Genomic DNA, 11896 nt, shown 5'->3' with positions numbered 1-11896 from the left:
CTTATAAATAAGGGTTTCTTAAATTCCGATTAGGAAATTCAGCCGTTATTGTGCTTACACGTTGTTGTGCGTAGGTTTTATTCAGTTATTGATTTCCTATTTTAATATTTATTGTTTCTATTAATATTTTCAGAGTTCTAATTTCTGTATGTAACAATTCAAATTCGGTTTCAACATTTTTTAATTTCAAATCTATTAGTTCAAATTTCTCAATGAATTTTTCGGCAAGATTTTTACTTGATAAAATTGAACTGTTTAATTCATTAACACATTTCAATTGTGTTTCGTTGGTTTGGTCATTAAAATCTAATCTATAAGAGATTTCAGTTAATTTATCCTCAATCTCTGCAATTCGTTTTTCCATATTTATTATTGGTTATTTAACCATTTTCCTTTTGAGAAATCAGGTTCGAAACATTTAAAATCAAACCTTATTTCTTCGTTAGTTTTTAAGTCAATTCCGATTAATTTACCTTCATATTTCCCCCAACTTTTATGTTTAAGAAACTGCCATTTGATTTTAACTCTTAAACTATCTTTGATTTTAAGAGTTTGGTCGCAATTCGCTTTAATCCAGCCTTCAGATTCTTCAAGATTCGGTTGGTTCATTCTCCAATGATTATCATAAGTTTTTGGATAATAAAAAGTTGGTTCAATAACAATTGGAACTCGTTCAATGGTTTCGTTTTGTTCTTTTTTTTCTTGATTTCCACAACCAATAATAACAACAAGCAACATTATGTTTGAAATCAGTTTGAGGATATTATTATTCACTTTTATCTTAATCAACTCCTTAATTTTCTTGTCTTACGTGATTTTTTTCAACTTACGCACAACGGTTTCGTGTATGAAAAGTGCGTGTTTGCCTCAGAGGATTTTCGGAACGAAAATCGGAAGAAAGCAAACACGCACTTTCCCTTTGGTTAAGCACTAAAATAAGCATTTTTTATACACAGTGTTATCTATATTTACGACACGTTTGAGTAAGCACATAATGTTTTTCAGTTACAATTTTTAATTCCGCAAAGATTGGATTTCCAATTTTGGTCTAAATTCCTTGATTAAAACATTAAAAGACTTGCAAAAAACAATAAAATTAGTCCAATAATGAATCCGAAACTTATCCAAACATTTTTTATCAAATCCTTTTTTGTCCAAATTCCATATTCTTTAAAATATTCTAAATACTTATTTTCTTTAAAAACTAAATAATAACATATAGCTAATGATATTAGGAAAATAAAAGCAAAAAAATAGACATTTAAAACAACATTAATATTTAGTATTTTAATTATAATGTTGGACAAGCTGAAGAATAGTATAAAAATAACTCCAATCGTTAAACCTCCTGAAACTCTTATGCTTAATCCATATTCTTTATTTCGAAATGCTTTGTTAACTTCTTCATCTATATCAATACCTAATTGCTGATATTTTCGTTTTTGAAACGGTAATTTATGGAGTAATCGGAAAGGGTTTATTTTATTAGCAAGTAAGTGCAATTTGTAATGCATTAAATATATAGAATAATGGAATATATTCAGACTATTTTTCATTCATTAGTTTTTCGGAGTAATTATAGATAACGGTTTCGTGTATGAAAAGTGCGTGTTTGTGTCAGAGGATTTTCGGAACGAAAATCGGAAGAAAGCAAACACGCACTTTCCTTTTGATTAAGCACTAAAATAAGCATTTTTTATACACAGTGTTGCCAGTAGTTTTTTTTATTCGTAGTATGATATTGATCCACATTTTGAATGAGACGTAGAAACTATAGAACCTACCTTATTGTATTCAATCAGTTTTTTCCAAGTTCCGTTGTCGTTTTTATATATGGCTGTAAATCCATTTCCGTTACAACGTCTGTTTATGAAAATCGAAATTCTCGCATATTTATTATCTTTCGAAAAGATTGGTTTGGAAAATTGAAAATACACCTTTTCTTCTTTGTTTTTTTCTTCGTCGAGTTTCCAAGCTTTAATAAGCTCGTTATGAAATTTTTTGTTTCGTTCAATTTTATTCTTTTTCCAGAGCCATTTTTTCCTTACGATTATAGTATTAGGCTTTCGGTTTTGAGTTAAACTATCATATTCCTTTTGTTCAATATTGTATTTTACAAATCGGATATTTTTACTTGTTGGTGGAGAGGTTGTTGGATAGTTATATTCATTAATAACAAATTTGACATTTTTTAAATCATAGTCTTTCCAATCAACTTTTTCATCATTTTTTTGATAATATAGTTTTACAATTTGGTCATTTTTAGTTGTTCTTAACTCTCCTATATGATAATGTTGAATTGAGTCATATATTTTAGGTTGTTCCAGACTTTTGGAAACTAAAAAGTAATATTCAAAGTTTTCAGGGATTTCGTTTTCAGAAATGTGATTAATTAAATTCTCAATTTCAGATTTCTGTCCGAAAATATTTATCGAGATTAAGAATATAATTATGAATATTTTTCTCTGCATTTGAGTGAGTTCAAATTACTGGCAACGTGATTGTGTATGATTAGTGGCGTGTTTAAGCAACTAATTTAGCAAATAAAAACCGAATAGAAAATCCGCGAGGATTTTCGTAAGTATGCGAGAACCAGCCATTAATTATACACGGTGTTGCCAGTAGTTTTTTTATTTCTTAAATATCATTTTCAAATCCGCAAATAGATAAAATCCAACAAATCCAAAAGTTCCCAAAGCTAAAATGTATTGTCCATTCGGAATTATTAGAAAAATGTTAAGTCCGATTAAAAACAAACAAAACGGATATGTAAATAATCTGATTAATATATTTTTTAGTGACCATTCTTTTTCGGGCTTCTTTTCCTCAACTTCTATGTCTAAAAACTCAAATATTTCATCAAGTTGATTTTGTTTTTCGGATTGATAAAGTTTTCTAAAAACTGTAATAAAAATTAGCAAGAAAACCGAAACTATTAGAATTGACAACCAATTTTCCAAAAAATTAAAATCGGTTGAGAAATTAGTAAAAACAAAGTAGAGAATTCCGATTGAAAATATTCCAACGATTGTTTTTCCTATTGGATTTAATTTGTCCGTTATGTTTGTCAGATGATTATTTGCGTTAAGTTCAAATGTGAAAATCGGATAGAAAGTCATATTCCACATATTCTGTTTCCAAACTTTTATTTCATTCCGACCAATTTCTCCTTTTGCTTTAAAATCACGAGAAAAAACATTCCATAAATGATTAAGAAAAGTGTTTTCTTTTCTCAATTCAATTAGTTTTTCTATGTCTTTTTTTGTGATTTCCAATGTTTTCTCAAATTACTGGCAACGTTTTTGTATATGAGCTGTGGCGTGTCTCGGCACAGACCGTTCCAGATAAAAACTGGCTTTGGAAAATCCGCAGGATTTTCCAAGTGAGGACTGACCAAGCAATAGCTTATATACGGTGTTAGCCACTGTATTTTCTATCTTAACGTGTCAGTTGAAATCAGTTTTTCACTCATTTTTACTTTTCCATTTTTAGAAATTGTATAAAATCTTTCAAATACTCTTTTTATTCCAATTTCTGGTTCATCTCTTTCGTTATAATCTTCATAAGTCATTTTGTAAATCGAATCATTCAAAAATTCCCCATATTTTTCATCATAATATCCACCATCTCCGCAAGATCCTGCGACTGGAAATCGGTCAATAATTTTTCCTTTTTTGTCAAATATAATATATGTTATTCCATCACAATATTCTCCTTCTTTTTGCCATAAAATAGTGATTTCATTAAAATCGGATTTTCTCTTTTGAATTGAATAGTAAAATTCCAAATCTATGCTTTGTTCATAATCTCCTTGGTAATTTCTTAAACTGTCTTGATAAATTGAGAAGAATTCAATTTCAGTTAATTTCTTGTAATGGTTTTTTCTTTTTTCCCAATCAATCGAATCCATGGAAAAGGAATTTAGATGGTCAAATTTAAACTTCTCTCTTGAAGCATTTAAGTCAAACATATATTTGTTTGATAAAGTTTTTATATTCGAATCTGTAATTTTCTCTTTTGTTAGATTCTTGCAAGAAATAAAAGATGATATTATTAACAGAATCAGTATGAATTTCGGTTTTTTCATATAGTGGCTAACGGTCTCGTATAACCGTCAGTTACGGGTTTATATGCGTTAATATTCGGTTTAGCACTGACGGTAGCAATTCCGAGCGGATTCGGACGTAGTCGAATCCGCCGTAATTGCGGTTATACATTGTTGTGCTTTCGTTATTTAATTAAAGCATATCAGATTTTTTCATTTTCTATTAATACTAATACTTTTGTGATTTGATCTAACAGGGTTTTGTATAAATAATGCAATAGCTTTCTATCATTTTGTAATAAACCCAATCTGTTGATATATAATTTCTGACTAAGTTCATTAAATTTGTCAGGAACTAAAAAATATCCCCAATCTTCCTCTACGGTTTTAATTGATTTAAAATGAGGAACAAGAGAATTATATAAATTTGCTTCACTTTCGACAGCTGAATTTTCCCAAAGAGATATTCTATGTAGCCTTCGGTCAAAAATATCCGTTATATGAAACCTGATTGAATCATTAGATATTATTTCAGGACCTAAAGATTTTAAATTTTCATAAGCTATTATTCTTGGGTATAATTTTACATTCGTTAATGCCCAACCCATTTTCATTCCAAATATTGATTTATCATATTCTTCATAATGTATTGTGTCTAAATATTGTATAATTGAATCAGATGTTTCTATTAATTCATTTAATGTGAAAATGTCTCCTTTTAGTTCATTTTGCGTACCAATTAAATCATTTTTTAATTCCAATAAAAGCCTATGTTCTTTTTTAGTTATTTGCTTTTGTTGGTTCCAGTTGTTGACTTGTAGAGCTAATAGTATTCCGAACATCACTAAAATAATCTCACCAATAGCATATTTCAAATACTTGCCAGTTTTTCCTTCGGAAAGCAAGTTTTGTCTAATTTTTCTAAAGAATTTTATCATTGGTTGATGGTTGGTTAAAATGAAGCACAACGTTGTTGTATAAGAATAGTTGCGGGTTTGTATGCGAGGATTTTCCGAAGGAAAATCAGACGTAGAAAACACGCAACGACCTTTGTTTAAGCACAAAACCGCAATTATTTTTATACGGTGTTGGCAAATCGTTTTTTATCAGATTACAGAATATAAATATTTTATATCCTTTAATTCAATTCCACTTTTGGTACGCTTAATATTTAATTTAAAATATTGACCGCCGCCCATATATTTAATAATTGTTTCTGTGTCTTTCGTTTTGGGGTAAGAAGTCACTTTGAATTTATAGTTATTCCTATTGATTTTTTTAAAGTCGGAAATAATGAAATCAAATCTCAAATCTGATTCGTTTTTTTCTGAACTAATTTGCTTTCCATCAAGATTCTGAATGAAGAAATCCGAGTCTAGGTTATCAGAAATATTTTGAAAGTCAATTACTTTAATACTATTACCATATCTATCATCAAATATCAATTCCGAATTTTGAGCATTTAGCGCAAATCCGATTAGAAACAGAGAGATTAAATATTTAAATTGTATCATTTTTTAATGTTTGCCAACGTTAGCGTATAAATTTCAGTTGCGGAAAATCGGTACGATTTTCCGATTGAGCTGAAAGATAGAAAATTGCAATGAATTTCCGTAGGAAATTCAGCCGCAATTGAATTTATACTATGTTGGCTACAGTATTTTTAATTTTCAGACAATTCTTTTTCATCAGTTTCTTCAGGTGAGAATCGAGCAATCAACATTGGTGTCAAAATACAAACAATTCCGATTATTGATTTCGGTCCAAAGTCACCAATAAAATTCATTGCAATTAAATAAATTCCGCAAACTAGAAAAATTATGTTATTTAGTTTTTTATCCCAAACAAAACCTCCAACCAAGTATGCAATTCCGATTAGAGTAAACATTCCAGCATTCAGAATCTGATTTGTTTCGTCACTATAATCTAGAAACCAATTCGATATTTTTCCTATTAAAACAATTCCGATTAGTATTAGAAAAATTTTATGTAATATGTCTTTCATTTCGATTACGTTTTATTCTCATATTGTAGCCAACGTGTTTGTGTATGATTTCGTTGCGTGGTTTAAGCACTAAAGTTAGCAAATAAATCACAGATAGAAAGTCCGCGAGGACTTTCGTAAGTAGGCTATAACTAGCAATGAATTATACACGGTGTTGCCATTTCGTTGTTTTTATTCAGTTCGAATTTACATTTAGATGTTAAATAAATTTTAATATATTTGGTTCCATCAAATCGTATATTATGAACACAAAATTACATTCTTTTTTAATAAACATAGTTATAGTAACAATGCCTATACTTGGATTCAGTCAATGTCCAAGTTCGATTACTCTAACATCACAAGCAGAAGTTAATGCTTTTCCCACAAATTATCCTACTTGTACAGATATAGATGGTACATTAACAATCAGTGGGAATGATATAACGGATTTAACACCTTTGCTTGGTATAGAAACAGTTTATCATTTATATATACAAGACAATCCATTACTTGTTGACTTAACAGGTTTGAATAATTTTACAGGAGAAGGTGTAGATGAATTTATTATATCAAATAATGATAATCTAATTAATATAAATGGTTTGAGTTCCTATGTGTCAAATTATGGAATTCGATTACATTACAATAATTCTCTACAAAATTTAATAGGCATATCTCCTTCATTTGCAGGAACTATACAATTATTAGGGAATCCTAGTATACAAAGTTTAGAAGGTCTTGAAGTAATATCGTCTTTATTTGGAATTTTGTTACAGAGTAATAATTCGTTGTCGGATATTTCAGCATTGTCAAATGTTAGTTTGGGTAATGATACTTATGTAGACATAATAATTACAGATAACCCTAATTTATCAAATTGTAATATAGAATCAGTTTGTTACTCTTTAACGAATTGTATTTCAGAGTGTAATTATCAGATTGAAAACAATGCAGAAGGTTGTTCAAATATTTTGGAAATAGGCTATAATTGTGGAATTGAACCAAGAAATGATGATTGCAGTAGTTCGTTTTTATTAACTTTAGGAGAACAAATCGTTGCATATAATGAGTTGGCAACATCATCAAACCAAATACCATCTTGTAATAATGTTAGTAATAGAGCAGACGTTTGGTTTAGTTTTAATACTGGTGCTAATGAATTTATTGATATTAACGTAAGTGAAGGTTATAATTTACAGTTATGGAGTGGAGCTTGCAGTTCATTGACACAAGTAAACAATGCTTGTAGTTCAGGTTCATTAGTGAATATTCCAGTCTCAACATATACTTATTACAAGCTACAAGTATGGAGTGAAGACACAGGTAGAATGGCAACAGGTTTATTCGATATTGTTATTCAAGACGAATTGTTATCTACACAAGATATTTCACTCGTAGAATTTAGTTTATATCCTAATCCAACAAGTAATATTTTAAATTTAAAATCTAATAAGACAATTACTCAAGTTAAAGTACATAATCTTTTGGGGCAGGAGATAATGAGTTTAAAACCGAATTCGTTAACTGAAGAAATTGATTTGGTTGAATTAAATTCTGGAATGTATTTAGTTACCGTTAAAAATAATAATTCTTCGGCTGTTTATAGAGTGATTAAAGAATAATGTTTGGACAAATTATTCAATAAAAGTTCGTTGCTCACAATGAATGGCAACGTGTTTGTGTATGATTAGTGGCGTGTTTCAGCACCTAATTTAGCAAATAAAAACCGAATAGAAAATCCGCGAGGATTTTCGTAAGTAGGCGAGAACTAGCCATTAATTATACACGTTGTTGCCAACTGGTTTTATTTTTCCGCACAAGTTAAATTCCGATGCTTTTTTCAATTCCGTTATTTTCTTTTTTCCTTAAAATCTCAAAAAAAATTCGAGATTCATTCCGCTTTTTTTTCCGAACGTTTTGCCTTTCCAATATTCAGCACGAACCTTTGGAAATCTAAATTTTCGTCGTCAAGAACGAAAGCTGGGAAAATCCATTTTCATAAAGTTCAGCCGTAAAGTTTAGCGATTATGTTATTCAACCAAAACTTTTCGGTTTACTAAATTTTCGATGCAAAAACTGACTTTGGGCAAGCCGAAATTCAGAGTGATTTTCCGCAACATTTTCAATTCCGCTTGAGTGAAATTCCGAGTTGTTTTTTCCAATTTAGAATTTCAATTTTCGTTTCTTAAAAATCAAAAAACTTTAAAGTTAGCACGATTTTCGTTGGTTTGGTCAACTTGTTGGCAACGTGTTTGTATAAGAATAGTGCGGTTTTGTGTGCGAGGATTTTCCGAAGGAAAATCGGAAGCTGGCAAAACGCACTAACCTTTGATTAAGCACTAAACTAAGCATTATTTTTATACGGTGTTGGGTGCAGGTGTTTCTTACCTGTAAATATCGGTTAATTTATTATCCATAAAAACTAGCGTTTTGGGAGCGTTTATTCCCTCTAATCCTAATTCTTCTGAAAGATTCAGCATAAGAATCAAACCAAGCGCACCTTCTTGTTGTCCGCTTTCTTTACCTTTTTTTATAATATCTCTTTGCATTTTACTTTTATCAAATTCCCATATTTCAATCATTTGCCCATTACGAACTATATTATTTATATTAAACCATTCTTTTTCCCAAACTTCTTTAACCATATCTTCATTCATTCCTGGTAATAATTCTCCTCTAGATAGTTTGTTTCCATAGTAATCTCCATATTTTGAGGTTAATTCCTTTTGACGTTTTATTTGTTTTTGCAATTTTTCTAATCTTTCTTTTTCCTTTTCTTTTTCCTTTTCTTCTATTTTTTTATTCTTTTTATCAATTATAATTTTGCTTTTATCACGTAATTCAGTTAAAGATTCACAATTCTTATATAAATCTGCTTTCTCATCATTATTCAAACTAGAAAAATATTTTTTTACCCATTCACCTTTTTCAACAGTTCCATCTTCAAATACAGTATAAGAGTTTTCTTCAGGATAAAATTTTAATCTGCCACCAAAAAAATCATAATAATAAATTTCGCCATTAATAATATCTCCATTTTTATATTTATATTCACCAATATGCGGAACCATATGGTAATAAAACCCATTACTATTGGTATCTCTTTTGATAGAGCCTATAAAAACATCACCATTTTTAAACGAAAATTTAACTTTTTTGTCATTAAGAATCTGTTTATCAAATATATCATGTGGGCTCCATCTCATAAGGTCTCGGTCTAATTCTTCCTCTTCAAAATTAGTAATATTTGATTCTAAAGAAAAAGAAGAAATAAAACGACCAAAATAATAATATTTATATGAGATATTAATATAATACGGATTCTCTGAAAGTACGTTTATTATGATTCCTTTCCCTTTTTTTTTGTTTGTGGTAATTCCTATCCCATTTTCATTATTAGAAACTTTAAAAACACCTTTCACTCTTACAAGTTCTTTAAAATCTCTATCCCATTGTTTCCATAAACCATCTATGTATGAATTGCCATCTTTAGTAAAATATTTACCGCTTACAATTGTATCTCTTAATATTCTTCCATTGTGTAAATCACGTTCGGTTAGGAATGTAACATTTTTATTTTCTACAAATTTATTTTTAGATACTTGTCCAATAGCTGAATAAATCACATTATATCCATTAGTAAACATAATAGTTTTTTCACGACCATTTTGCGAAAATGTTTGATTTGTATAACCTATTAATAGTGGAATAATTAACAGAAGTCTTATTTTCTTTTTCATATTATATTGGTGTGTTATCAATTTGAAATGTCTTAATGTTATATTTTGATCCAACACATATTTGGACTGAAATTTTTATGAATATTTTGAGACCAACTTGTTCCTTGTCTTTCAATTAGTTTACCTTCAAACGTGGAAATTAATTTACTTATTTTACTATGGTAAAAGTCTGTCGTCCAATTATTTTGATAGGAAGATAAATAAGTGTCACTATCATATTGAATCAGATGCTCAATAATTGTATGAGCGTCAAAAATATGACCTCTAGGAATTTTTGATTGAATGATGGTTTGAATTGTATTTTCCATTTTTATTTAGAATTAATATTATTTTATTTTCCGCACTTGCACCCAACGGTCAAGTATAAGCGTCAGTTACGGGTTAAGTTAGCGTTTATTTTCGGTTTAGCACTGGCGTTAGCAATTCCGAGTGGATTCGGACGTAGTCGAATCCGCCGTAATTGCGGTTATACATTGTTAGCTTTAGTTTTTTTGTTTTTCATTCACTCGTTTTCTAATATTCATAATGCTTGGAAAAATCAGAAGTATTTGTACAAATATTAAAAATCCAATTAAAGCAATTAAAATAGTCCAAATATTTTCCAATTCCACGTTTTCAAAATAATTCAAAATAACCAAAGCTATTGGTATAAGTAGAAAAGTAAAGAAATTCGGAATTGGGATTATTTTCAAATCGTTTTCCGTTTTAAATATAAATTCAGGTGAATAATAATCCGCATAATTTCCAGGTAAATATTTCACGTAATATTTGAATTCAGATTTATATTTAGTTGTTATTGACGAACCGTTTTCAAACATAACTTTTCTTTTCCGTTCGGTTTCAGTCGGAATAAAATATTTTAAAAATAGTTGTTTGTCAATATCGTTCATTCAAATTAAAGCTAACGGTTTCGTGTATGAAAAGTGCGGGTTTGTGTCAGAGGATTTTCGGAACGAAAATCGGAAGAAAGCAAACACGCACTTTCTATTGGTTAAGCACTAAAATTAGCATTTTTTATACACAGTGTTGTAAAACGTTTTTATTTATTCAAAAATTTATTGTTTTCAGAGTATAAATGCGAGCCTCTGACATTATCAAATTTAAAATAGATAATGGTATCTAATTCCGAACGTTTTATAATTATTGAGTTACTATTATTCTGTTTAATCAATGTGTCTCCAATTTTAAGGAAATCATAGAAATTCGGTTTTTCATGTAGATAGTCTAGTTGGATTTCTGTTCCGTTTTCTTCCAGTATTACAACGTCAAATCCGCGTTCTTTTAAATAATATTTTTTTTTAATAATTCCTTCATATGATTCTTTGAATGAGTTTTCTACAATTTCATTGAAGATTTCTTCACGTGATTCATAGTTTTTCACAAAAAAGCTAATCGTAGTTATAATTCCGAGTAGAATTAGAATTGAAAAAATCGTAAATTTATGTTTAGACATGGGGTTTTTCAAATGTTTTACAACGGTTACGTATAAGAATAGTGCGGTTTTGTGTGCGAGGATTTTCCGAAGGAAAATCAGACGTAACAAAATTGCACTAACCTTTGATTAAGCACCTAATTTAGCATTATTTTTATACATTGTTGGCAACAGTTTTTCTGTTTTTCAGTAATATAATTCCGAAAACGACAAATTGTAAAATCGGAATATTTGCAAGATAGCCTCGTAACATTAAACTTCCTTTATTTGCCTTATTATAAAAATCAAATTCGGCAGAATATTTTTCCGTTAAAAAGTCCGTTCCGAAATATATGAATAGGTATTGTGCAATTAGAATTCCAAAATATAGATAGATTAATGAATTCAATACTTTCCGCGTATCAATTTCAATCGGTTTGTTAAACTTTTTTATTCCCCAAATTACAATTACTGTAAAAAGAATCAGACTCATTATTCCTGGTAGCCAAATAATTATTTTTGGTTCCGTTTTAATAATAATTAAAATGTTCTCAAATACATATTCGAATAATCCACAAAATTCACTAATTGAAATATAAGCAAATGCTCCAATTCCTAATTTGTTAATAAAGTCAGTTTGAATTTGTTTCAATTTTGAGTGAGTTTAAATTGTTGCCAACGGTTTCGTGTATGGTGCGTTGCGAGAGTTAAGT

Annotated in this window: 15 protein-coding genes; 1 reads left to right on the top strand and 14 read right to left on the bottom strand. The window is 29.3% G+C overall.

Annotated features, from left to right (window positions below; genetic code table 11):
• Positions 1-85: 85 nt before the first annotated feature.
• The 9 genes from FVF61_RS11880 to FVF61_RS11840 form a co-directional block, all read right to left on the bottom strand.
• The gene (locus FVF61_RS11880) at positions 86-364 is read right to left on the bottom strand and encodes a hypothetical protein (protein WP_148456706.1); all 279 of its coding nucleotides are present in this window, start codon (positions 362-364) and stop codon (positions 86-88) included.
• 5 nt (positions 365-369) lie between these two features.
• Positions 370-774 carry a hypothetical protein gene (locus tag FVF61_RS11875; RefSeq protein WP_148456704.1) on the bottom strand — a complete coding sequence of 135 codons (405 nt, stop codon included), beginning with the start codon at positions 772-774 and terminating at the stop codon, positions 370-372.
• 287 nt (positions 775-1061) lie between these two features.
• Positions 1062-1556: a hypothetical protein gene (locus FVF61_RS11870; RefSeq protein ID WP_109310320.1), complete on the bottom strand. Its 495-nt coding sequence runs from the start codon at positions 1554-1556 to the stop codon at positions 1062-1064.
• A 168-nt stretch (positions 1557-1724) separates the two neighbouring features.
• Entirely contained in the window at positions 1725-2471 is a 747-nt protein-coding gene (locus FVF61_RS11865) for a hypothetical protein (protein WP_148456702.1), read from the bottom strand.
• 159 nt (positions 2472-2630) lie between these two features.
• Positions 2631-3275 carry a hypothetical protein gene (locus FVF61_RS11860; protein ID WP_148456700.1) on the bottom strand — a complete coding sequence of 215 codons (645 nt, stop codon included), beginning with the start codon at positions 3273-3275 and terminating at the stop codon, positions 2631-2633.
• 158 nt (positions 3276-3433) lie between these two features.
• Complete coding sequence (locus FVF61_RS11855) at positions 3434-3970, bottom strand: hypothetical protein (RefSeq protein WP_158635210.1); 537 nt, start codon at positions 3968-3970, stop codon at positions 3434-3436.
• Positions 3971-4248: 278 nt separating this feature from the next.
• Positions 4249-4983, bottom strand: a complete 735-nt coding sequence (locus FVF61_RS11850; RefSeq protein WP_148456696.1) for a DUF6090 family protein — start codon at positions 4981-4983, stop codon at positions 4249-4251.
• 168 nt (positions 4984-5151) lie between these two features.
• A complete protein-coding gene (locus FVF61_RS11845) occupies positions 5152-5559 on the bottom strand; it encodes a hypothetical protein (RefSeq protein ID WP_148456694.1) in 408 nt (135 codons plus the stop codon).
• Between the two features lie 149 nt (positions 5560-5708).
• Positions 5709-6050, bottom strand: a complete 342-nt coding sequence (locus tag FVF61_RS11840; protein WP_148456692.1) for a hypothetical protein — start codon at positions 6048-6050, stop codon at positions 5709-5711.
• A 242-nt stretch (positions 6051-6292) separates the two neighbouring features.
• Here FVF61_RS11840 and FVF61_RS11835 point away from each other — a divergent pair, with 242 nt between their 5' ends.
• The gene (locus FVF61_RS11835) at positions 6293-7654 is read left to right on the top strand and encodes a T9SS type A sorting domain-containing protein (protein ID WP_148456690.1); all 1362 of its coding nucleotides are present in this window, start codon (positions 6293-6295) and stop codon (positions 7652-7654) included.
• Between the two features lie 762 nt (positions 7655-8416).
• Here FVF61_RS11835 and FVF61_RS11830 read toward each other — a convergent pair.
• The 5 genes from FVF61_RS11830 to FVF61_RS11810 form a co-directional block, all read right to left on the bottom strand.
• On the bottom strand, positions 8417-9772 hold the full coding sequence (locus tag FVF61_RS11830) for a hypothetical protein (RefSeq protein WP_148456688.1): 1356 nt from the start codon (positions 9770-9772) through the stop codon (positions 8417-8419).
• Positions 9773-9810: 38 nt separating this feature from the next.
• Complete coding sequence (locus FVF61_RS11825) at positions 9811-10080, bottom strand: hypothetical protein (RefSeq protein ID WP_148456686.1); 270 nt, start codon at positions 10078-10080, stop codon at positions 9811-9813.
• Between the two features lie 174 nt (positions 10081-10254).
• On the bottom strand, positions 10255-10662 hold the full coding sequence (locus FVF61_RS11820; RefSeq protein ID WP_148456684.1) for a hypothetical protein: 408 nt from the start codon (positions 10660-10662) through the stop codon (positions 10255-10257).
• 149 nt (positions 10663-10811) lie between these two features.
• Positions 10812-11225, bottom strand: coding sequence for a hypothetical protein (locus FVF61_RS11815; RefSeq protein WP_148456682.1), 414 nt, complete (start codon positions 11223-11225; stop codon positions 10812-10814).
• 133 nt (positions 11226-11358) lie between these two features.
• Positions 11359-11835: a hypothetical protein gene (locus FVF61_RS11810; RefSeq protein ID WP_148456680.1), complete on the bottom strand. Its 477-nt coding sequence runs from the start codon at positions 11833-11835 to the stop codon at positions 11359-11361.
• Positions 11836-11896: the final 61 nt, after the last annotated feature.

This window comes from Xanthomarina maritima (genome assembly GCF_008084905.1).
Taxonomy (GTDB): domain Bacteria; phylum Bacteroidota; class Bacteroidia; order Flavobacteriales; family Flavobacteriaceae; genus Xanthomarina; species Xanthomarina maritima.
The sequence above is the reverse complement of the archived record's forward strand: the minus strand, read 5'-3'. Positions and strand labels throughout refer to the sequence as shown.